Raw genomic sequence first — 22,806 nt, 5'->3', positions numbered from 1 at the left:
AGGACTGGTTGCATGGAAATTACCCAAATGCCTGAAGCCTTAGCAAATAAAATTGCGGCAGGTGAAGTGGTGGAACGTCCTGCCTCGGTCGTCAAAGAATTAGTGGAAAACAGCATCGATGCTGACAGCACATGGATTAAAGTGGAACTGGCTGAAGCTGGACTGCAGCAAATCCGTGTCACTGATAACGGAAACGGAATGAGCGAGGATGACTGCGAAAAAGCGTTTCTGCCACATGCCACCAGCAAAATTAAAAATGAAAATGATCTGTTTCATGTCCAGACCCTTGGCTTTCGTGGCGAAGCCCTTGCAAGCATTGCTTCTGTCAGCAGATTGACAATAAAAACTTCAAAAGGGGATGCAGCCGGCACCCACTTGGTGCTGGAAGGAGGAAAACCTAAAAGCAAGGGCAAGAGTGATGCCCGTAAAGGAACCGAAATTCTGGTGGAAGATCTGTTTTTTAACACACCGGCACGGCTCAAATATATGAAAAGTCTTCATACAGAGCTTGGGCATATTACCGATTTGCTCAACCGACTTGCCCTTTCCCATCCGGATATACGTCTGGAGGCGATCCACAACGGCAAAGGGCTGTTCAGCAGTCCGGGCACTGGTGATCTCTTACAAGTCATCGCCCATGTATACGGGATGGGAACAGCAAAAAAAATGCTGAAAATCAAGAGGGAGAGCCTTGATTTTATTCTTGAAGGCTATATAGCAAAACCGGAAGTGACCAGAGCCTCCCGCTCGTTTATTTCCATGATTATCAATGGACGGTATATCAAGAGTATTCCATTGTCAAAAGCAGTTATGGCAGGCTATCATACCTTGCTGCCGATCGGCAGGTCGCCAATTGTTGTGTTGAGTATACAAATGGACCCATTTCTTGTGGATGTCAATGTGCACCCGACGAAACTAGAAGTTCGCTTCAGCAAGGAAAAAGAATTGTTTTCCTTAATTGAAGAGGCGATTCGTGATAAATTCCGGGAAATAACGCTGATTCCGGAAATGCAGCAAAAGCCACCAGCCAAAGAGCTCACGCAGCAGCAGTCAATAGCGTTCGATCATCTCAAGCCTTCCTTTTCCAGAAATGCAGTTGATTCGAACAGTGTCATCCATGAGCCAAAGCATTCGTTCCCTGTTTTGGAAGATCAGGAGGCGATTGAGCAAAAGCCTGCCAGAGCAGCATACCAGACAACCAGTGAAGCGGCATCGGAAAGCACGCAAGCAACATGGAAAAATGCTCAGGCCACAGAGGAGCGTGCTCAATCAACAGAGAGCAGCGCTCAAGTTACAGAGGAAACGTCTCCCTCGGAGCGAATTCCTTCCATGTATCCAATCGGACAGCTGCATGGCACCTATATTCTTGCCCAAAATGAAAATGGCTTATATATGGTAGATCAGCATGCGGCACAGGAGCGGATTAAATACGAGTTTTTCAAAAGGAAGCTGGGGAAAACGATCAATGAGGCACAGAATTTGCTGCTTCCGATGACATTTGAATTCTCCAGGCAGGAAGCTATTTTCATTGAACAGTATCGGGAGGAATTGGAAAAAGTTGGTCTGTTTTTTGAAGAGTTCGGTCATCAGACGTATGTCATCCGTTCTTACCCCAACTGGTTTCCGCACGGCTTTGAGGAAGAAATAATCAGGGAAATGATCGATCAGGTAATGATGAAGGAAAAAGTTGATGTGGAAGCAATCAGGGAAGATGCTGCGATTCTGATGGCGTGCAAGCGGTCGATTAAAGCCAATCATTCCTTGAATCAGGAAGAAATGCTCCGGCTGCTGGAAGATTTGCGTAAAACAGCTGATCCATTTACCTGTCCGCATGGCCGGCCGATCATTGTCCATTTTTCCACCTATGAATTGGAAAAGATGTTTAAACGTGTCATGTAGCAATGTATAAATCAATCCCGCCTCGTCTAAGCTAGTAAAAAAATCCAGAGGTGGTTATATGGACAATCAAAAGCTAATTTATTTCCTGAATCAGCTGCTTTCCAATTATTTTGTCATGTATGTGAAACTGCATCGTTATCATTGGTTTGTACAAGGAAGGCATTTCTTTCAGTTGCATCAGACATTTGAAGACATGTATAAGCAATTTGCCAGTGAGCTCGACGAAATTGCCGAACGTATTCTAATGATCGAAGGCAAGCCGCTTGCTGTTATGAGCAAATTTTTAAAAGAAGCGACCTTGGAAGAAGCAACGGCGGATGACAAAGAAAACGAAATGATTGCCCAATTGCTGAACGACTACCGTCAATTGATCAAAGAAATCCGTGAAACAGGAGTGCCCGTTGCCCTGGAGCAGCAGGACGAGCCAACAGCGGATCTCTTAATCAACTTGCAGAAACAGCTGGAGAAATATTGCTGGATGCTGCGTGCATACCAGGCATATGAATAATTGTAATACACTAGGGGAATACTTATGAAAACTGTGATCGTTATTGTAGGACCGACGGCTGTAGGCAAAAGCCGTTTAAGTGTGGAGATTGCCAAAAGGTTCAACGGAGAAGTAATCAGCGGTGATTCCATGCAAGTTTACAGAGGAATGGATATCGGAACCGCAAAAATCTCTTCCCAAGAAATGCAAGGGATCCCGCATTATATGGTTGATATCAGGGATCCGAACCAACCTTTTTCAGCAGCGGATTTTCAAAGCTATGTGCAATATTATATAAAGGATATCTCCTCCCGCGGCAGCATCCCTGTAATTGCTGGCGGGAGCGGTTTATATATACAGGCAGCACTGTTTGATTACCATTTTTCCGACCAGGAAAGGGATGTGCAAGTCACGGAACGCATGGAGAAGCAAATGGAAGAAGAAGGATCCATGCCCCTGTATAAGCGTTTGCAGGAAATCGACCCGGCTCAGGCGAAAAAAATCCATCCCAATAACCGCCGGAGAGTGGTCCGCGCGCTGGAAATCTATGAAACAACCGGAATGACCATGACCGAATGGCAAAAAGAGCAGCAGCTGACGTCTCCATATCGGCTTTTATTCATTGGTTTGGAGATGTCCAGGGAGCTGCTGTACCGCCGCATCAATGAACGGGTGGACATCATGCTGGAAAAGGGCCTTCTGGATGAAGTGCGAGGTCTTTATGAAAAAGGACTGGAGGGCTGCGGTTCCATGCAGGCTATTGGCTATAAAGAATTCATTCCGTATTTTAAGGGGGAGCAGTCGCTTGAGAGATCAGTGGAACTGCTGAAACGTAATTCACGCCGATATGCCAAGAGGCAGTATACCTGGTTTAAAAATAAGCTGGATATTCCCTGGTATGAAGTAACACCAGATTCAATTAATGAAAGATTTGCAACCATTTTCAACGATTTAGCAGGAATTTTAGAAGAGACATAGAAGTAGTATAGTACAGACAGAAAAGGGAGGAAGTTTCTAATGGCGCAGTCGGTGAATATTCAGGATCAATACCTGAACGAATTAAGAAAGAACCATATCTCCACAACGGTGTTTCTGACCAATGGCTTTCAGTTAAGGGGTGTGGTAAAGGCGTTTGACAACTTTACCGTGTTAATGGAAACAGACGGCAAGCAGCAGCTGATTTTCAAGCATGCAATTTCCACGTTTTCACCTGTTAAACATGTAACACTGGAAAAAGAATAACTTCAGAGCGAAGCGGGCGCATATTTTGCGTCCGTTTTTTCGTAGAAGCTAAGAGGCTAACTGGGCGTTTGTCACAACTTTTTTCCCGGGGACGTATAATGTCTTGAATGGGAGTGATGGCATGGAAACACAAATGATGCAAAACCGAAATGGAAAAATAAATATTGTGCTTAATGATAAAAAAGAAGTAAAAACAGCAAAGCGCAGTTCCGAGCATTCCATGAAAAATAGTCCGTTCATGAAAATAGACCAGGAATTATCCTCTTTCGTAGCAATGGAGGAACTCAAAACGACAATTAAAGAAATCTATGCAACGATGATGATGAATGCTAAACGGAAACAGGCAGGGCTAAAGGATACCAGACAAGTGCTGCACATGCTGTTTAGAGGAAACCCGGGGACAGGGAAAACCACCGTGGCCCGCAAGCTTGCCAAAATATATTTTGAAATGAATCTTTTGTCAAAAGGCCATTTTATTGAAGTCGAACGCGCGGATCTGGTCGGCGAATACATTGGTCAAACGGCACAAAAAACGAGAGCCATGGTACAAAAAGCGATGGGCGGAATATTATTTATTGATGAAGCATATTCCCTGGCGCGCGGAGGGGAAAAGGATTTTGGGAAAGAAGCAATTGATACACTGGTAAAGCATATGGAAGATAATCACAATGATTTTGTTCTGATCCTTGCAGGTTATCCGAATGAAATGGATCGTTTTCTGTCCTTGAACCCTGGGTTGAAATCGCGTTTCCCGTTTATTTTGGATTTTGACGATTACAGTGTGTCTCATCTTATGGAGATTGCCAGGCAAATGGCTGCAGAACGAGAATATAAGCTCTCCAGAGAAGCGGAGTGGGAATTAAGGTCCCAGCTGTTGAGAACTACCGCTCTGACAGTAAGAAATTTTGCAAATGCCCGTTATGTCCGCAATGTTATTGAAACCGCCATCCGCAAACACGCAGTTAGATTACTGGGAAAAGAAGATGCAACACCGGCGGAGCTGATGGAATTATCATTGGAGGACGTGCAGGCAGAAGGATCCTAAAGAAGTGAGTTTTGCCGGCAATTTTGTGATGGCTGCAAGACTCTGATATGATAAAACCAGATAACACACTCGTGAGATACAGAAAGAGGTACTCTAACATGGCGGAAGAAAAAATACTAATCATCGCAATTAAAAAGGGAAATCAGTCGAACCAACGTTTTCAGTCATCACTGGATGAATTGGTGTCTTTAAGCAAAACCGCAGGCGGAAATACAGTAAAAATCATGACACAGAATCGAAATGATATTCATCCAGCCACCTATATCGGTGAGGGGAAGGCGCAGGAAATCAAGCAGGAAATTGATGAACTGGACATTGATCTCGTTTTGTCCAATGATGAATTATCCGCAGGCCAGATGCGAAATCTCGGTGCTATATTTGGTGTTCGGCTGATCGACCGCAGCCAGCTCATCCTTGATATTTTTGCCCAGCGTGCCCGCACCAAGGAAGGAAAACTGCAGGTGGAGCTGGCTCAATTGCAATATATGCTGCCAAGGCTTCACGGGCAAGGAACAGAAATGTCCAGACTGGGAGCAGGAATCGGCACAAGAGGACCGGGTGAAACGAAACTCGAAACCGATCAGCGGCATATCCGGCGGCGGATTGATGATATCAAAAGGCGATTATCACAGATCGTGCAACAGCGGGAGCAATACCGTAAAAGAAGAAAAACAAATGAGGTGTTTCAAATTGCTATTGTCGGCTATACCAATGCCGGCAAATCGACTTTGTTCAACCAGTTGACAAAAAGCGATTCCCTTGAAGAAGATCAGCTGTTTGCCACATTGGATCCTTTGACAAGGCAGGTTCAGCTGCCTTCCGGTTTTCAAACGCTGGTCACGGATACGGTCGGTTTTCTTCAGGAACTGCCGACCGCACTAATTGCCGCTTTCCGTTCCACACTGGAAGAGGTCAAAGAGGCAGACTTCCTGTTGCACGTGGTAGATGGATCCCATCCCGACAAAGCTCAGCAGCAAGATACCGTCATGAAGCTGCTGGAAGAGTTAGATGCAGGAACACTGCCAATGCTGACAGTATACAATAAGCGCGATCTGTTCCAGGATAATGTAATCCCGGAACAGCATCCTTATATATTTATTGAGGCCCGTGATGAAGAAGATGTGGATAGACTGCGGGAAAGGATAGAGGAAATTCTGGTCGAAAAATGGGACAAGTTTGCGCTGAACCTGGAGCCAGATGAAGGAAGGCTACTCCACCGTCTGGAGCGGGAAACGATTGTACAGGCTAAACATTATGATGAAGAAAATAACAACTATGCTGTACAAGGGGTTATGCGGCCGAACCACCCATTAAAAAGCTTGGTAAAGGAGAAACAATAATTAATGATAGAACAGTTGATTGAACAGGCTCAAAACGATTGCCGAGAGCAGCACGAGAAAATAACTGCTGTCTCTGAAACAAACCAAAGACGCGTGCTGGATGCTTTCCGAACCCACCGCATCAGTGACAGTCATTTTCATTCCACTACAGGTTATGGATATGACGATCTTGGCCGGGAGGGACTGGAGGCTGTATATGCGCAAGTTTTTGGCGGGGAGGATGCGATCGTCCGGCCGCAGCTGACATCAGGCACCCATGCGATCACTACAGCTTTATTTGGTCTCTTACGCCCGGGGGATGAGCTGATGTATATTACCGGGAAGCCGTATGACACGCTGGAAGAGGTGATTGGCAAGCGCGGGGGGAATAACGGGTCGCTGATGGATTACCATATAAACTATCAGGAGATAAAGCTAAAAGTAGATGGCACGGTTGACGCGGATACTGTCACAGAGGCAGTCTCAAGCAAAACCAAAGTCGTAGCAATTCAGCGTTCCAAGGGATATGATGACAGGCCTTCCTTTACGATAGAGGAAATTGCCGGGATGGTGCAGTTGGTAAAATCCCAAAACCCAGAAATAATCGTGTTTGTGGATAACTGCTACGGAGAATTTGTGGAAACAAGGGAGCCTCTGCATATCGGGGCAGACGTAATTGCCGGTTCTCTGATAAAAAACCCCGGCGGCGGGCTGGTTCGCTCTGGAGGTTACATAGCTGGAAAAAAGGACCTTATCAGGCAATGCGCAAACCGTTTAACAGCTCCCGGAATAGGGAAAGAAACAGGTGCTACATTTAATATGCTGCAGGAAATGTTTCAAGGGTTTTTTCTGGCACCGCATATTGTCGGGGAAGCACTGAAAGGGGCAGTATTTACAGCAAGACTGCTAGAGTTGGCTGGATTTCAGACCGCACCTCATTATCAAATGAAGCGTACGGATCTTATACAGTCGGTCACATTTCAGACTAGAGGGCAGATGATTGCTTTCTGTCAGGCTGTACAGCAATTTTCCCCGGTCAATTCCTATGTGACCCCATATCCAAGTGAGATGCCCGGGTACGAAGACGAGGTGATTATGGCTGCCGGTACGTTTATTCAGGGGTCGAGTATTGAATTTTCAGCTGACGGCCCCATTAGAGAGCCATATACTGCATTTGTTCAGGGCGGTCTTACCTACGCGCATGTTAAAATTGCCGTAACCGAGGCCGTAAAATCAGTGATTGGTACGAGATATTGAATCGTATTCCAGCGAGATGAAAATTTCGTGTCAGGTTTCCTCACATATAATTGACAGCATACTTAACATCATGTATAATCGTTTTTAGTAACATAAAGGGGGTTCTTTGATTGAATGATCAGGACCGTCGCTCTATGCCCTTGTTTGCCATCGGACAGGTGATGAAATTGACAGAACTGACTGCCAGGCAAATCAGGTATTATGAGGAACATCAATTAATTCACCCAGAACGGACATCAGGAAATCAGCGCTTGTTTTCTTTCAATGATGTCGACAAGTTATTAGAAATTAAAGATTTATTGGACAAAGGCCTAAATGTCGCCGGAATCAAGCTTCTATTAAACGAAGGAAAGAAACCCCAAAGCAAGACTGATACTTCACGGGCAGCAGATTTATCTGATAAAGAACTAAGGAAAATTCTGCGGAATGAGCTTAATCAGGCCGGAAGACTCGGAAAGGCAAGTATGCGGCAAGGTGAACTTGCCAGGTTCTTTGTCAAACATTAGCTGATATGGAAAATGAAAGCAGGGATGTTTCATTTCTGACTGAATTTTTTCATTCACATACTTAGTAAAAATTAGGAGGAGAAACATTGGGGAAAAAGTTAACCAAGAAGGAAATCCTGAAGCAAATTGAGGAAGAAAATGTCCGGTTTATTCGTCTCCAGTTTACGGATATGCTCGGAACCATTAAAAATGTGGAAATTCCACTCAGCCAGCTGGATAAGGCGTTCGACAATATGATGATGTTTGACGGATCCTCAATTGAAGGGTTTGTCCGCATTGAAGAATCGGATATGTACCTATACCCGGATCTGGACAGCTTTGTGGTATTCCCATGGACATCCGAAAAGGGAAAAGTGGCCAGATTCATCTGTGATATTTACAATCCGGACGGCACCCCATTTGAAGGCTGCCCAAGATATAATCTGAAGCGGAACCTGAAAAAAATGGAAGAACTCGGATATGATGCATTTAATATCGGAACAGAGCCGGAGTTCTTTTTATTCAAACTTGATGAAAAAGGGGAGCCATCTCTGGAGTTAAATGACCATGGTGGTTATTTTGACCTGGCTCCAACGGATCTTGGAGAAAACTGCCGTCGCGATATCGTGCTTGAGTTGGAAGAAATGGGCTTTGAAATTGAAGCTTCCCACCATGAAGTGGCTCCTGGCCAGCACGAAATTGATTTTAAGTATTCGGACGCTGTGAAACACGCAGATGATATCCAGACATTTAAGCTTGTCGTAAAAACAATCGCCAGAAAGCATAATTTGCATGCCACCTTTATGCCAAAACCGTTGTTTGGAGTAAACGGTTCAGGAATGCATTGTAACATGTCCTTGTTCAAAAAAGGAGAAAATGCTTTTTTTGATGAGAAAGGCGATCTGCAACTGAGTGAAGTGGCATACCAGTTTACGGCCGGGATCATTAAACACGCGACCAATTTTACAGCGGTCACGAACCCGACGGTAAATTCCTTTAAGCGGCTGGTGCCAGGCTATGAAGCACCTTCCTATGTTGCCTGGTCAGCGTCCAACAGAAGCCCTCTGGTCCGTGTCCCTAAATCGCGTGGATTGAGCACCCGGATTGAAGTAAGAAGTGTCGATCCGGCTGCTAATCCGTATTTGGCGATGGCCGTATTGCTTGCAGCCGGACTGGATGGGGTCGAGAACAAATTAACACCACCTGCATCAGTAGACCGTAACATTTATGTGATGACGAAAGAAGAGCGGGAAGAAGACGGGATTAAAGATCTGCCGTCAACGCTTTTAGGTGCATTGGAAGAATTGAAAAAAGATGAAACTATTGTTCAGGCCATGGGCGAGCATTTATTCGAGCATTTTGTGGAAGCTAAAGAAATTGAATGGGATATGTTCCGTACAACAGTTCATCCATGGGAACGTGAACAGTATCTGACCAGCTATTAAACGAAAAACCGCCATTTTTGGCGGTTTTTTTCTGTTTAAATAGGAATAAAAAAGCTGCAGACGTGCTCTGCAGCTTTTTCCTTACTGGATGTTCCGGTACAGGCCGATGACTCTGCCCAGAATGGTTACATTTTCATAAATCAGTGGTTCCATTGTGGCGTTTTCCGGTTGCAGACGGAAATGGTCTTTTTCCTTGAAGAAACGCTTCACCGTTGCCTCATCTTCATCAGTCATCGCGACGACAATTTCCCCATTCTGCGCCGTAGTCTGCTGTTTGACAATCACCATGTCTCCGTCAAGAATCCCTGCTTCAATCATACTCTCCCCTTCAATAACTAATACAAACAAGTTATCATCCGGGCTTGCGCTGGAATTCGGCAGTGGAACGAATTCTTCAATATTTTCCACTGCAGTAATTGGAAGACCAGCAGTTACCTTCCCAATGACAGGCGCATACCTCGCTTCTTCTCTGGGAATATGGCTGTCTGGAGATGTATCAAGAATTTCAATCGCTCGCGGTTTGGTTGGATCTCTGCGGATATGCCCTTTGCTCTCCAGCCGGGCGAGATGGCCGTGAACTGTGGAACTCGAAGCCAAACCCACCGCTTCTGCTATTTCTCTGACAGAAGGCGGATACCCCTTTTTCTTTACCTGGTCTTTAATAAAATCAAGTATCATTTGCTGTCTTTTCGAAAGCTTTGTCATCTCGTAAACACCTCGCACATAGTATTTATATTAATAGTTTACCATTAATAGAGAAAAATAACAAACGTTAGTTCGAAAAAATCTTGACAAGACCGTACGTTCGTGTATACTATTAATTATAAGCGAACTATAGTTCTTATTTAGGAGGATGCGTTTATGTTTGAGAAAATCAACAAAACAGATGCGTTTTACTTAGTTGCTTTCGTATTGATGCTGGGATTCTTATATTTCGCTATGGTTACGAGCGGGTAATTGCAAAAGGAGAGTTTGTTAAGTGAAAGCCATCATATATTGCCGTGTAAGTACGGACAAGCGGGAACAGGAAACTTCTCTTGCACGACAGAAGCAGGAACTCAAAGACCTTGCCAGCCGTCACGGTTTTGACATTATTGATTGTATAGAAGAGAAGGAGAGCGGGTATGAAATAGACCGGAACGGCATTTTCAGCATGCTGGAATATTTTTCAGAAGGGAAAGCGGATTGTCTTTTGATCCAGGATGAAAGCAGGCTGGGTCGGGGCAACACGAAAATTGCTTTGTTTCATCAGCTATTTAAAATGAATATCCCGGTATATACGGCGGTTCATGACGGCAAATTGGAACTTTCGGATTCGGATTCCATGGTGATTGATATTGTTGGCATTGTGGAAGAGTATCAGCGAAAAATTCATAATGCGAAAATCAAAAGAGGTATGCAGAAGGCTGTTCGTGAAGGCTATAACCCTGCAAGGAATTTAGCCAATCAGCATAAGGCGCCAGGCAGGGAGCGGATCGACTTTCCAATAGAAGAAGTCGTTCGCCTCAGAGAAAAAAATCTGACATTCAGGGAAATCGCCTCTATTTTGAACAACCTCGGTTATTCTGTATCGAAAGCGACGGTGCACCGGCGGTATCTGGAATATCAAAATACTTGAATATCCCATTGGAGAAAGGTATCATGAAAACGCAGGACTATCATATTCCCTGCGTTTTCTCTATTTTTAATGAAGGCGGGATATCATGTTATCGAAGGAGAAAATTGCCCGCATCAATGAGCTGGCAAACAAATCAAAAAAAGAGGGTTTAACTGAGAAGGAAAAAGAGGAGCAAAAGGAGCTCCGCGAAGCCTATTTGAAAAATGTTCGAAGTTCGTTTAAGAATCAGTTCAAATCCATGACCGTGATTGATCCGGAAGGAAATGACGTTACACCTCAGAAGGTGCGGGACCTGCAGGATCGAAATAAAAAACACTAATATATACAGTGATCATGAAAAGGGAGAAATGCATATGTCTACCAATATTGAACAGCAATCCATTAACACGATACGCACACTTTCCATTGATGCCATTGAAAAAGCGGGATCCGGTCATCCTGGTCTGCCGATGGGTGCGGCCCCGATGGCCTACACATTGTGGACAGATTTTATGAATCATAACCCAAAGAACTCCAAATGGTTTGATCGGGACCGTTTTGTACTATCTGCAGGCCATGGGTCAATGCTATTGTACAGCCTGCTTCATTTGTCAGGCTACAATGTGACAATCGATGACTTAAAAGGATTCCGGCAATGGGGATCCAAAACACCAGGCCATCCAGAAGTGCATCATACAGACGGAGTAGAAGCAACAACTGGACCGCTCGGGCAAGGAATTGCCATGTCCGTTGGTATGGCGATGGCAGAGGCGCATCTTGCAGCAAGATTTAATCAGGAAGGTACAGCAGTTGTTGATCACCATACGTATGCCCTTGTCAGTGACGGGGATCTGATGGAAGGCATATCCCATGAGGCAGCCTCGCTGGCAGGTCATCTGGGGCTCGGGAAATTAATTGCCCTTTATGACTCCAACGATATTTCACTGGACGGGGATTTGAACCAGTCGTTCTCCGAAGATATTGAAAAACGCTTCGAAGCATACGGCTGGCAAGTGATCCGGGTAGATGACGGCACGGACGTTGCAGCCATTAGAGAGGCATTAAAAGCTGCAAAAGCGAATACGGAGCAGCCAACCTTGATCGAAGTAAAAACAGTGATCGGATATGGCTCGCCGAATAAGTCTGCTTCAGCCGCTTCCCACGGTGCCCCGCTTGGGGAAGATGAAGTAAAATTGACCAAAGAATACTATAAGTGGACGCATGAAGATTTCCACGTCCCGGATGAAGTTTATCAGGATTTCCGGGAAAAGATTGGCAAAGATGGAGAAGAAAAAGAAGCAGCCTGGCAGGAACAGCTGAAAACATACAAAGAGAAGTATCCGGAACTTGCTAAAGAATTCCAGCTGGTTTTAGATGGCGAACTCCCGTCAGACTGGGACAAAAATCTCCCAGTATTTGAAGCTGGAGAAGATACGCTTGCAACAAGGGCTGCTTCCGGAAAAGTATTGAATGCTGTCGCCGAAACGCTTCCAAACTTCTTTGGCGGAAGTGCGGATCTGGCAGGTTCAAATAAAACGACAATCAATGATGTGGATGACTTTTCCCGAAATAATTATCAAGGAAGAAATATCTGGTTTGGCGTGCGGGAGCATGCCATGGGTGCAGCACTGAACGGGATGGCGCTGCATGGTGGACTGCAGGTGTTTGCAGGAACATTCTTTGTGTTCAGCGACTATCTGCGCCCTGCCGTTCGCTTGTCCGCAATCATGCAGAATCCGGTAACTTATGTATTCACCCATGATTCGATTGCTGTCGGGGAAGATGGGCCGACACATGAGCCAATTGAACAGCTGGCTGCACTGCGAGCAATGCCTGGTCTGTCGCTGATTCGTCCGGCTGACGGAAATGAAACACAGGCGGCATGGAGACTTGCACTGGAGTCCAAGGACCAGCCGACCGCTCTCGTTCTAACAAGACAAAATTTGCCTACATTGGAAGGAACCAAGAAGCATGCCTATGAAGGCGTTAAAAAAGGTGCCTATATTGTGAGCAAATCAGAGAAAGAAACACCGGACGCATTGCTGCTTGCTACGGGCTCAGAAGTGCAGCTGGCTGTTAAAGCCCAAGCGGAATTGCTCGAGAAGGGAATTGACACAAGTGTTGTCAGCATGCCATCCTGGGATCGTTTCCGCAAACAGGAAGAGTCCTATAAGAATAAGGTGCTCCCACCGAACGTGAAAAACCGTGTAGCAATTGAAATGGCCTCTCCGTTTGGCTGGGAACGCTATGTTGGCGATGAGGGTCATGTATTCGGCATTGAAACCTTTGGCGCTTCTGCAAAAGGGGATAAAGTGGTAGAAGAATACGGCTTTACCGTGAACAATGTAGTAAATTATGTGGAATCTGCAATAAAATAAGAAAAAAGGATGGCGCCAGTACTAAGGTGCCATCCTTTCTTTTTTTAGTCTTTTTCTAATAGAGTGCTGTTTATCACAATATTTTTAAACTGCGAACTAATCCACCGCTCCGGAAATACCCCTCGCTTTCCGCGGGTGGCTGGTGAGCCTCCTCGCGCTGTCTCCGCTTGAGGGGTCTCACCGATGCCATTCCTCCCGCAGGAGTCTCGGGGTATTTCCTCTGCTGAGAATGTGCTTTGCAACTTTCTCACATTTATAACTATAACAGCTATTCACTTTGTTGATGGTTGATTGGAGCTACGGGCATCCGACTCCTGCGGGAAGAAAAGCCTAGGCGAGACCCCGAAGTGCTCATCTCACAAGGGGGCTCGGCAGCTTCCCGCGGAAAGCGGATGCCCGTAGCGGAAATCAACGAGCACTCTGTCGCAGTTTCCATCAACTGCATATGCATCAAAACTTAGGAATAAAGAATTTCTTTAAGAATACATATTGTCTATCAGAATGACAAAACATGGGAATTTTTCTGTGTTCGACAAAACTAGTGGATCTGCGCGCGATGAATTGACATGTTTCTTGAAAAGAATACGTATAATGGAGGGTAAAAGGAGCTGGCGGACCATGTATGAGTATTCTATTTTTTGGATCAAACCTGAAGTAGCAGCACGTTATTTCCATAAGAGCGGGTTATTGTACCGGTTTATAAAACTGTATCAGTCTGCTCCGGAACGGGAAGACGTGAAAGCTCAGTTTAACTATATTACCCATCCGTTTCCACCGGACCTGTTTATTGCCCGTAATTTTTATTTATCCGAACAGCAGATCACCATAAAAATAAACGGCCCATTTATTGATCTGCAAAAGGATGATAGAGCTATTTCTTTACAAGTCGGCGAAAAGCAGATAAAATTTCGTTGTAATACATTACAGGACGCTGAAGAGTTGCTATTTCCAGCATTGCGCGCATTTCAGCCGGTCTTTTTTATCACTGGAAATACGATCGAAAATTACGGCTGGACTTCCCCGCTGCCCGGCGCATGGAAAGAGCGGCAGCATGTATTGTATTCTTATCATTAATTTACTATACTGTATAGAGACAACATGAAGGAGGAAAGCGTTACATGGGCACGATTTGGGTCGTTTTAATTGCTATTGCAGCATTAATTGCCGGGGTTGCTCTTGGATTTTTCATTGCCAGAAAATATATGATGAATTACTTGAAAAAGAACCCGCCTATTAATGAGCAAATGCTTCGTACATTAATGATGCAGATGGGGCAAAAACCATCACAGAAGAAAATCAATCAAATGATGCGTGCAATGAATAATCAGACTGGAAAGTAGACAAGCCATCATTCATTCAAACAATCGCACAATACCCCTTGCTTATTGATATGTCCGGCAAGGGGTGTTTTTAATGGAAATTTAGAATGTTTGCTGGACCTGCAGAAAAATTCGGGGGATTGTCATTTCTTCAGTGCATGATTTGGCAGTTTCTCTGTTAAAATGAAGAAAGCGTATGCTCAAATGCCAGAGGAGGATCAACTTGGAAGAAATCAATATTTTTCTTGCATTCGGTGCTGGATTCCTTTCATTTGTATCACCATGTGTGCTGCCTTTGTATCCAGCCTTCTTATCGTATATTACCGGAATGAGTGTCAGTGAAATCAATGAGGCAAACAGCAGGCTGAACAAACGGGCACTGCTGCATACTATTTATTTCCTGCTTGGATTTTCCAGTATTTTTATTATGATCGGATTTACCACCACGATGATTTCCGAGTTTCTAATGACTTATCAGGATCTTATCCGTCAGATTGGCGCAATATTAATTATATTTTTTGGATTGGTGATTGTTGGAATTCTTAACTTTGAATTTCTGATGAAAGACAGACAAATCCGGTTTAAGAACCGGCCTGCCGGGTTTTTTGGCTCCTTCCTGATCGGTACAGCCTTTTCACTGGGATGGACGCCTTGTACAGGGCCGATCCTGGCGATTGTGCTGTCACTTGCAGCAAATAATCCGGAAATCGGGCTTGTCATGATGATCAGTTACATACTGGGTTTTTCCGTACCCTTCCTGCTTCTGGCCTTTTTCATCGGGAAGCTTACCTGGTTTAAGCGGTACAGTGGCCGCATTGTGAAAATTGGCGGCTATCTTATGATTGTCATGGGGGTTGCACTGTTTTTTGACTGGACGACAAAAATCACGGCATTTCTAGCTGGCTGGTTCGGTTTTTACGGATTTTAATGGATTTTTGTGCCACATTATACTATTATGGTAGTAGTTAAGAGGTGAGCGATTTATGTATAAAACAAATGATCTGATATTGCGTACGACAACATCCTTAATTGCATTTATGATGCTCGGCTTTGCCATCTATCTATTGATTGCCGGTCATAACGCCCCAGGTGGCGGTTTTGTCGGCGGTCTGCTGACGGCTGGAGCAGTACTTTTGATGTATATGGCGTATGGGACGGAAGCTGTGGAGAAAATGATTCCGATTAACTTTACAACTCTTGTGCCGATTGGTTTGGCTGTAGCTGTAGGAACGGGGGTTGGCTCCTTTATTTTTAATCAGCCGTTTTTATCTCACACCTTTGGCTATTTCACCTTCCCGATTTTTGGTGAAATTGAACTGGCCACAGCGATGCTTTTTGATGTAGGGGTTTACTTAACTGTGGTAGGGGTGGTAATGACTATTATCCTGACGATTGCAAATGATCGGTAACCCGGCGGGAGAAAGAGTGATTTTTGATGTTCTGGTTAGTGCTGTCGACGACTGTTGCTGCCTGTATGGCGGCGGCGATGATTGTGATCCGGCTGCGGGCTGCAAAAAAACCCGCTTCTGTCAAAAAAATAGTGCTGCCGCCTCTATTTATGAGTACAGGGGCGCTGATGTTTGTTTTTCCGGTGTTTCAGATTAATGTCATTCAACTTTTTGAAGCAGCGGCGGTCGGGCTGGTTTGTTCCTTTTTTTTGATTAAAACGTCCCGTATAAAAATCCAGGAGCAAGAAATTTATCTCGTTCCATCGAAGTGGTTTGGTGTTATACTGGTGGGCCTTTTGCTTTTCCGGGTTGCCTTTAAGCTGGCTATCGGAAGCTCCATCTCTTTTGGGGAGACGAGCGGAATGTTTTTTATTCTCGCTTTCAGTATGATAGCCACATGGAGAATTGTGATGCTGCTCCAATATCTGCAGCTGGAAAAACAGCTGAAATTTAAAAAAATGCGCCAGACCAATTAGGGGTCGCGGCGCTTTTTGTTATGAATGTTTCTGCCGCCGCCGGTATTGCTTTTGCCATCCTTCTGTATAATCTTCCTTGGATTTGGCGAAAAACGGTTCATATGGAGCGACGTCAATATTTTTCTGTGCTAACTTTTTCCGGAGAAACTTATGGTCACGTTTCGGTGTGGCGATGATATAACCTTCAATTAGTGTATCCTGGGTGACCTTTTCCTCCTTTTTCTGCAAAGCAACCTCACCGACTTTGCTTGCAATTTTGTGTCTGGCCACATCTCTAAACAGTTCCGGGACAGGAGAGATTAGTTCTTCCAGCAATGCCTTTTCATTCTTTTCCCACATATGCTTTGTTTTTTCCATATAATGCTTTTCCCAGTCCATCACTGATTTGCCATCTTCTTTTGGCAGCTGTTTAAGGAATTTGCGAAACATAAAAAATCCGCCGACCGCCATAAAAGCAATCATGAAAAATCCCCATAATATGATGAAATAATCAACGAGTCCACCCATGTTTTCACCTGTTTCCGTCAAAATAGTTGCTTTTAATTATAAAACAATTTATTTTCTGGTATTTTTATAGTAATATTACTAATAATTGAACGTTGTCATGATGCTGGTCCGTGACTGTTTATAGTTACATTATAGTTGGAATTTGGCTGACAGACAAGCAACATATTACATAATAGACCATCATAAGATGAAAAAGAGAAGAGGATTTGTCGATTTAAAAAAGCTTATTTGTGTGAGCAGGATGGAGGGAATGTAATGGGATCTGATGAATTGGAGCAAAACAAAAATCAAGCTGCTGTACTTTCAGACGTTATTAAGGAACAGAGAATGTTAACCGACTTAGCCAGTCTGCCTCCCCATATGCTTACCTGGATCGGGAACAATCAGAACGATATCATCATTGTTTGGGACCAGGAAGGACAGGCACTGTATATCTCAGATACCATTCAGCGAATACTGGGATATGCACCCGCGGATTTCATTTCACTGAATTGGTATGAGCTTATTCCACCAGAAGATATCGCCAGAATTAAAAAAAGCCTTGGTCAGAATGTCAATATGAGTCAGGAATTCAGCTTACGAATTTTAAACGAACAGGGTAAATATATTGACTCGGAATGCACGATCGCCCTGATGCAGGATAAAACCAGCGGCCAGTTATTTTACATTTCAATAATAAAAGATGTGTCTGCCCAGGCGGAAACAAATGAAATGATGATTCACTATGAAAAGATGTCTGTGGCAGGCCAGCTTGCTGCAGGGATTGCTCATGAAATTCGCAACCCATTGACCTCGATGAAAGGATTTCTGCAATTACTGGAAGCAGGAATCAAAGGTAGCGAGGAGTATTATAAAATTATGCTTGATGAAATTGAGAAAATGGAAACGATCACTTCTGAACTACTATTTATTTCCAAACCGTTAACGGAACATTTCACCAGGCAGTCTCTGGAAGAAATGGTTCATGATGTTAAAGTATTATTGCATCAGCAGGCTAAGGCAAATGACATTGACATCGACACAGAAGGAATCAAGGACGGTTATGTATATGGCGACCGAACGCAAATTAAACAGGTTCTGATTAATCTTATAAAAAATGCAATCGAGTCGATGGAAGAAACAGGAAAAGTCATTATCCGTGCAAAAACATTGGAAAAATCGGTAGAACTGGAGATTATCGATGAAGGTGCTGGCATTCCTGCTGATATTATTAATAAACTTGGCGAGCCCTTTTTTACTACGAAACAGAACGGGACAGGCCTTGGAGTCATGATTACCAGGCAAATACTGGATCGTCATAATGCTGTTATGGAAATTTTCCAGAATGAGGTGAAAGGCAGCACATTTCGCATCAGCTTTCCGTTACCAGAGAATAAATAACCCACCGGAGACTGTTTCTGCATCTGTGTATAAGTAAAAATTATCAGAACGCATAAGTTTTTAATATATAACGTTATAGCTCAATCGATTGTTTTCTTTCCCGGATTCGTATACTATAGTTACTGTAGATAAATTTCTATTAACCTATGAAACATGAAAGATATTGTCGTTTGCAGGCGTTTACACGCTGGGATATGTAAGCAAACGATGAATGGAGAAAGGGGCAGTCTAAATGGGGAAGACCAATGCATTCAATGCAAAAAGTGAGTTTGAATCAAATGGAAAAACCTACAATTACTATCGTTTGAAATCTTTGGAAGAAGCGGGTTTGGGTACAGTATCACGCCTGCCTTTTTCTGTCAGAGTCCTGCTGGAATCACTTCTCCGGCAGCATGATGGCCGGCAGATTAAAGATGAACATGTTGAGGCACTTGCCGAATGGGGCAAATGTGAAAAGACAGCAGATGTGCCGTTCAAGCCTTCACGGGTTATTCTGCAGGACTTCACCGGTGTTCCGGCAGTTGTTGACCTTGCGTCACTCAGAAAGGCAATGGTTGATATGGGCGGCGAGCCGAATAAAATCAATCCGGAAGTGCCGGTTGATCTGGTTATTGACCACTCTGTCCAGGTCGATCAGTATGGCACACCAAATGCCCTGAAAGCAAACATGGATCTGGAATTCGAGCGGAATGCTGAACGCTATGAATTTCTGAACTGGGCGCAAAAAGCATTTGATAATTACCGTGCCGTTCCACCGGCAACAGGTATCGTCCATCAGGTAAACCTTGAATACATTGCTAACGTGGTGCATGGACTGGAAAATGAAGACGGAGAATTTGATGCTTTTCCTGATACGCTTGTCGGTACCGATTCCCATACTACCATGATTAACGGACTTGGCGTTCTTGGCTGGGGTGTCGGCGGTATTGAAGCAGAAGCGGGCATGCTGGGACAGCCATCTTATATGCCTGCACCGGAAGTGATCGGGGTTAAATTTACCGGCAGTTTTCCAAACGGAACAACCGCAACCGATCTCGCTCTGAAAGTAACCCAGGTGCTGCGGGAGAAAAAAGTTGTCGGCAAATTTGTCGAATATTTTGGTCCCGGACTGGCAGATATGCCGCTGGCTGACCGTGCCACTATTTCCAATATGGCACCGGAATATGGAGCTACCTGTGGATTCTTCCCGGTGGATCAAGAGGCATTGAACTATCTGCGCCTAACCGGCCGCAGCGATGAGCAAATTGATTTGGTAGAGAAGTATTGTAAAGAAAACGATCTCTGGTATTCCTCCGAACAGCCGGATCCGGAATATACCGAGCTGGTGGAAATTAATCTTTCCGAACTGGAGCCGAATCTTTCCGGGCCAAAACGCCCGCAGGATTTGATCGCGCTATCCAATATGCAAAAAGAATTCAATAAAGCAATCACTGCTCCCGAGGGTAACCAGGGATTCGGACTGGACAAATCCGAATTTGATAAAGAAGTTACCGTGGAACATCCAAATGGCAGTGAGTCTGTCATGAAAACAGGATCCCTGGCAATTGCAGCTATTACATCCTGTACCAATACGTCGAATCCGTATGTCATGCTCGGAGCAGGTTTACTGGCCAAAAATGCGATTGACAAAGGACTAAGCGTTCCGGACTATGTAAAAACATCTCTGGCGCCGGGTTCAAAAGTTGTAACACGATATCTGGATGATGCCGGACTTACCCCGTATTTGGATCAGCTCGGCTTTAACCTGGTAGGCTATGGCTGTACCACATGCATCGGCAACTCCGGTCCGTTGCGTCCGGAAATTGAGCAGGCGATTGCCGACAATAATTTGACCGTTTCATCGGTGCTGTCCGGGAACCGGAATTTTGAAGGAAGAATCCATCCTCTGGTCCAAGCTAACTACCTTGCCTCACCGCCGCTGGTTGTTGCTTATGCTCTGGCAGGTACGGTGGATATTGATCTTACCAAAGATCCGCTGGGCACAGATAAAGATGGCAAGCCAGTGTTTATGAACGATATTTGGCCGGCAATGACGGAAATCAAAGAAGCGGTCGATGGCGTAGTTACACCGGAAATCTTCCGCAAAGAATATGAAAATGTCTTCCACTCCAATGAAAGATGGAACGAAATCGACACAACGGATGAGCCGTTGTTTAGCTGGGATGACGATTCCACCTATATCCAGAACCCGCCGTTCTTTGAAGGTCTGGCAAAAGAAGCTGGTGCGGTTAATTCCCTGGAGAACTTGCGCGCGATTGGCAAATTCGGCGATTCCGTAACGACTGACCATATTTCTCCGGCTGGGGCGATTGCCAAAGATATGCCTGCAGGTCAGCATTTACAGGATAAAGGAGTTTCACCACGGAACTTCAATTCCTACGGCTCACGACGCGGTAATCATGAGATTATGATGCGCGGCACATTTGCCAACATCCGTATCCGCAACCTGCTGGCTCCTGGTACAGAAGGCGGCTATACCACTTATTGGCCGACTGGCGATGTTATGCCAATTTATGATGCGGCAATGAAATATCAGCAGGATGGTACAGGACTGCTCGTAATGGGCGGTAAGGATTATGGAATGGGATCCTCCCGCGACTGGGCAGCCAAAGGTACGAATCTCTTGGGCATTAAAACCGTTATTGCCGAGAGTTTTGAACGGATTCACCGTTCCAACCTCGTCATGATGGGAGTGCTCCCGTTGCAGTTCAAACCGGGAGAGAGTGCTGATAAACTTGGTTTAGACGGAAAAGAGACATTTAACGTGGAAATCGATGAAACCGTCCGCCCGGGTGATTCACTCAAGGTGACTGCAGTCGGGGAAGACGGAAAAACGACAGAGTTTGAAGTCACCGCACGCTTTGATAGTGAGGTGGAAGTGGATTACTATCGCCATGGCGGTATTTTGCAAATGGTACTCCGCAATAAAGTCGGTGCATAAGACCGAGAGTCTAAACCCTGTACGAACTTTACTGGTTTGTACAGGGTTTTTTCTATCGTCCGATAAATGAACGTTTGGTGAAACATGAAAGCACTGTCTTTACAAAATCATCATCGGCAAATATCATAAGAATGGGAAGACAGATGCGAAGGAGCGGCTGTATGCAAAAAAAAGTACTTGGGGTCATGCTTTTGCTAGTATTGGCAGGCATTGCCGTATCACAGTTTATCGAACAAAACAGCAGCGATCAAGACAACGAGGCCAATAATAGCAATTCAGAAGGCGGAATGATTGCTCCTCAGGAAACGGCCGGACTGGAGCCTGGTTCAAAGGCACCGGATTTCGAGCTGGAAACCTGGGACGGGGAAACGATTCAGCTTTCTGAACTGGAGGGAAAAAAAGTCATCCTTAACTTCTGGGCCACCTGGTGCGGACCGTGCCGTGAAGAAATGCCGGAGATGCAGGAATTTTACCGGGAGCGGGGAGATGAAGTGGAAATCCTTGCAGTGAATTTGACAAATACAGAGACTAGTCTTTCTGACGTGGATAAGTATATGGAGGAATACGGGTACAGCTACCCTATTTTACTGGATAAAGATGGGGAAGTAAGTGAAATGTACAGAGGATCGGTAGCTGTGCCGACTACATATTTCATTGGTACGGATGGGCGTATTCAGGCACCGAGAAAAACCGGCCCGATGACCTATGCGTTTATGGAGGAAACAATCAATTCAATCGATTAAATGTTATAAAAACAATGATTAGTGGCGATACTCTTTTATAAAAAGAGGTGAGCTGCTATGGCGCTTAAAAAGAAGCTGACATTTGAAGAACTGGTACAGGAAAATCGCCGCCAGATCCAGGAAGACCGACTGCTAATGGAAAAAATCGAACAAAATCTGGAACAAAAACGAAACGAACGAGCAAAACAAAAAGATCTGAAATGAGAACAAAAGCGGAAGCGCCCGTTTAGCGACATATGGGCTGGACTGAGCCGATGTTGACTTATCGTACGGAGTGAGGGGAGTCCACTAGTCGCTGGAGCTAGCCGTGGCATACCCTGGCTCTGATTAACCACAAAGCGTAGTGATTTTCAATTTCCTAAACAATTAAAAAAGCCTCTTTCTGGTGCGGGTGCCGGGACGGGGCTTTTTAAATGGCATTTTTTCCCTGAATAACCCTTCTGCATTATTGATAAAATAACAACGAACTTTCAGTAATAAAGGAGAATACCGATGCCAGAACATGATAATCAGCCAAAGCTGGATGACCGCAGTGATAATGTGGAAAAGCTCCAGGGAATGGTGCAGGATACCATTCAAAATATCGAAAAAGCGCATGATACGATGAAATTTTCTTCCGGGGAAGAACAGCAGCAAATTGCCGAGAAAAACAAAAGGCGTGAACAAGCTATTGACGGCATGCGTGAGGAAATCCAGGACGAATATAAGGATCATCCGAATCACTAAACAAAAGGCTCTCTGCGGCAGGGAGCCTTTTTGCTTTCGAGCGTTTGCTTCCTATACGTGGCAGATTGTATGATACGATAGAATTGAATGCAGAGTCAAAGGAGGAAGCAGG

24 protein-coding genes are annotated in these 22,806 nt (G+C 44.7%); 22 read left to right on the top strand and 2 right to left on the bottom strand.

The window, feature by feature from the left end; genetic code table 11:
* The first annotated feature begins 12 nt into the window (after positions 1-12).
* From mutL to glnA, 9 genes are all read left to right on the top strand, one after another.
* Entirely contained in the window at positions 13-1,899 is a 1,887-nt protein-coding gene (gene mutL / locus CEG13_RS05600; RefSeq protein ID WP_100010888.1) for a DNA mismatch repair endonuclease MutL, read from the top strand.
* A gap of 58 nt (positions 1,900-1,957) precedes the next feature.
* A complete protein-coding gene (locus tag CEG13_RS05595) occupies positions 1,958-2,407 on the top strand; it encodes a Dps family protein (protein ID WP_100010887.1) in 450 nt (149 codons plus the stop codon).
* 24 nt (positions 2,408-2,431) lie between these two features.
* Positions 2,432-3,364 (top strand): tRNA (adenosine(37)-N6)-dimethylallyltransferase MiaA, encoded by a 933-nt coding sequence (gene miaA / locus CEG13_RS05590; protein ID WP_100010886.1) that lies wholly within the window; start codon positions 2,432-2,434, stop codon positions 3,362-3,364.
* A 39-nt stretch (positions 3,365-3,403) separates the two neighbouring features.
* Positions 3,404-3,628 carry an RNA chaperone Hfq gene (gene hfq, locus CEG13_RS05585; RefSeq protein WP_100010885.1) on the top strand — a complete coding sequence of 75 codons (225 nt, stop codon included), beginning with the start codon at positions 3,404-3,406 and terminating at the stop codon, positions 3,626-3,628.
* Between the two features lie 121 nt (positions 3,629-3,749).
* The gene (spoVK, locus tag CEG13_RS05580; protein WP_100010884.1) at positions 3,750-4,673 is read left to right on the top strand and encodes a stage V sporulation protein K; all 924 of its coding nucleotides are present in this window, start codon (positions 3,750-3,752) and stop codon (positions 4,671-4,673) included.
* A 98-nt stretch (positions 4,674-4,771) separates the two neighbouring features.
* The gene (hflX, locus tag CEG13_RS05575) at positions 4,772-6,013 is read left to right on the top strand and encodes a GTPase HflX (protein ID WP_100010883.1); all 1,242 of its coding nucleotides are present in this window, start codon (positions 4,772-4,774) and stop codon (positions 6,011-6,013) included.
* 3 nt (positions 6,014-6,016) lie between these two features.
* On the top strand, positions 6,017-7,249 hold the full coding sequence (locus tag CEG13_RS05570) for a methionine gamma-lyase family protein (protein WP_100010882.1): 1,233 nt from the start codon (positions 6,017-6,019) through the stop codon (positions 7,247-7,249).
* Positions 7,250-7,359: 110 nt separating this feature from the next.
* On the top strand, positions 7,360-7,755 hold the full coding sequence (locus CEG13_RS05565; RefSeq protein ID WP_100010881.1) for a MerR family transcriptional regulator: 396 nt from the start codon (positions 7,360-7,362) through the stop codon (positions 7,753-7,755).
* Positions 7,756-7,841: 86 nt separating this feature from the next.
* Positions 7,842-9,179 (top strand): type I glutamate--ammonia ligase, encoded by a 1,338-nt coding sequence (gene glnA / locus CEG13_RS05560; protein WP_100010880.1) that lies wholly within the window; start codon positions 7,842-7,844, stop codon positions 9,177-9,179.
* Positions 9,180-9,260: 81 nt separating this feature from the next.
* Here the strand turns inward: glnA and lexA are convergent, their stop codons facing one another.
* Positions 9,261-9,884 (bottom strand): transcriptional repressor LexA, encoded by a 624-nt coding sequence (gene lexA / locus CEG13_RS05555; RefSeq protein ID WP_100010879.1) that lies wholly within the window; start codon positions 9,882-9,884, stop codon positions 9,261-9,263.
* A 274-nt stretch (positions 9,885-10,158) separates the two neighbouring features.
* Between lexA and CEG13_RS05550 the strand changes: the two genes are divergently transcribed.
* The 8 genes from CEG13_RS05550 (at position 10,159) to CEG13_RS05510 (ending at position 16,397) form a co-directional block, all read left to right on the top strand.
* Positions 10,159-10,797 carry a YneB family resolvase-like protein gene (locus tag CEG13_RS05550; protein WP_100010878.1) on the top strand — a complete coding sequence of 213 codons (639 nt, stop codon included), beginning with the start codon at positions 10,159-10,161 and terminating at the stop codon, positions 10,795-10,797.
* A gap of 85 nt (positions 10,798-10,882) precedes the next feature.
* Positions 10,883-11,116, top strand: a complete 234-nt coding sequence (locus CEG13_RS05545) for a DUF896 domain-containing protein (protein WP_100010877.1) — start codon at positions 10,883-10,885, stop codon at positions 11,114-11,116.
* Between the two features lie 34 nt (positions 11,117-11,150).
* Positions 11,151-13,154, top strand: coding sequence for a transketolase (gene tkt / locus CEG13_RS05540; RefSeq protein ID WP_100010876.1), 2,004 nt, complete (start codon positions 11,151-11,153; stop codon positions 13,152-13,154).
* Positions 13,155-13,772: 618 nt separating this feature from the next.
* Entirely contained in the window at positions 13,773-14,228 is a 456-nt protein-coding gene (gene sirA, locus CEG13_RS05530; protein WP_158234652.1) for a sporulation inhibitor of replication protein SirA, read from the top strand.
* Positions 14,229-14,272: 44 nt separating this feature from the next.
* Positions 14,273-14,494, top strand: coding sequence for a YneF family protein (locus CEG13_RS05525; protein ID WP_100010873.1), 222 nt, complete (start codon positions 14,273-14,275; stop codon positions 14,492-14,494).
* Positions 14,495-14,696: 202 nt separating this feature from the next.
* The gene (locus CEG13_RS05520; RefSeq protein WP_100010872.1) at positions 14,697-15,401 is read left to right on the top strand and encodes a cytochrome c biogenesis CcdA family protein; all 705 of its coding nucleotides are present in this window, start codon (positions 14,697-14,699) and stop codon (positions 15,399-15,401) included.
* A 55-nt stretch (positions 15,402-15,456) separates the two neighbouring features.
* Positions 15,457-15,882, top strand: a complete 426-nt coding sequence (locus CEG13_RS05515) for a Na(+)/H(+) antiporter subunit B (RefSeq protein ID WP_100010871.1) — start codon at positions 15,457-15,459, stop codon at positions 15,880-15,882.
* A gap of 26 nt (positions 15,883-15,908) precedes the next feature.
* The gene (locus CEG13_RS05510) at positions 15,909-16,397 is read left to right on the top strand and encodes a CcdC family protein (protein ID WP_100010870.1); all 489 of its coding nucleotides are present in this window, start codon (positions 15,909-15,911) and stop codon (positions 16,395-16,397) included.
* Positions 16,398-16,415: 18 nt separating this feature from the next.
* On the opposite strand, the gene CEG13_RS05505 is transcribed toward CEG13_RS05510, so the two are convergent.
* On the bottom strand, positions 16,416-16,904 hold the full coding sequence (locus tag CEG13_RS05505) for a DUF2621 family protein (protein WP_100010869.1): 489 nt from the start codon (positions 16,902-16,904) through the stop codon (positions 16,416-16,418).
* Between the two features lie 255 nt (positions 16,905-17,159).
* Here CEG13_RS05505 and CEG13_RS05500 point away from each other — a divergent pair, with 255 nt between their 5' ends.
* The 5 genes from CEG13_RS05500 to tlp all read left to right on the top strand — a co-directional run bounded on the left by CEG13_RS05500 (position 17,160) and on the right by tlp (position 22,694).
* Positions 17,160-18,284 carry an ATP-binding protein gene (locus tag CEG13_RS05500; protein ID WP_239984579.1) on the top strand — a complete coding sequence of 375 codons (1,125 nt, stop codon included), beginning with the start codon at positions 17,160-17,162 and terminating at the stop codon, positions 18,282-18,284.
* Between the two features lie 232 nt (positions 18,285-18,516).
* A complete protein-coding gene (gene acnA, locus CEG13_RS05495; RefSeq protein ID WP_100010868.1) occupies positions 18,517-21,225 on the top strand; it encodes an aconitate hydratase AcnA in 2,709 nt (902 codons plus the stop codon).
* A 161-nt stretch (positions 21,226-21,386) separates the two neighbouring features.
* Entirely contained in the window at positions 21,387-21,968 is a 582-nt protein-coding gene (locus CEG13_RS05490; protein WP_100010867.1) for a TlpA family protein disulfide reductase, read from the top strand.
* Positions 21,969-22,025: 57 nt separating this feature from the next.
* Positions 22,026-22,172 carry an FbpB family small basic protein gene (locus CEG13_RS05485; RefSeq protein WP_100010866.1) on the top strand — a complete coding sequence of 49 codons (147 nt, stop codon included), beginning with the start codon at positions 22,026-22,028 and terminating at the stop codon, positions 22,170-22,172.
* 288 nt (positions 22,173-22,460) lie between these two features.
* Complete coding sequence (gene tlp / locus CEG13_RS05480; protein ID WP_100010865.1) at positions 22,461-22,694, top strand: small acid-soluble spore protein Tlp; 234 nt, start codon at positions 22,461-22,463, stop codon at positions 22,692-22,694.
* Positions 22,695-22,806: the final 112 nt, after the last annotated feature.

The organism is Lentibacillus sediminis (assembly GCF_002763455.1).
Lineage (GTDB): Bacteria > Bacillota > Bacilli > Bacillales > Amphibacillaceae > Lentibacillus_D > Lentibacillus_D sediminis_A.
Note: the sequence above shows the minus strand (reverse complement) of the source record. Positions and strands in the feature narration are given on the sequence as shown.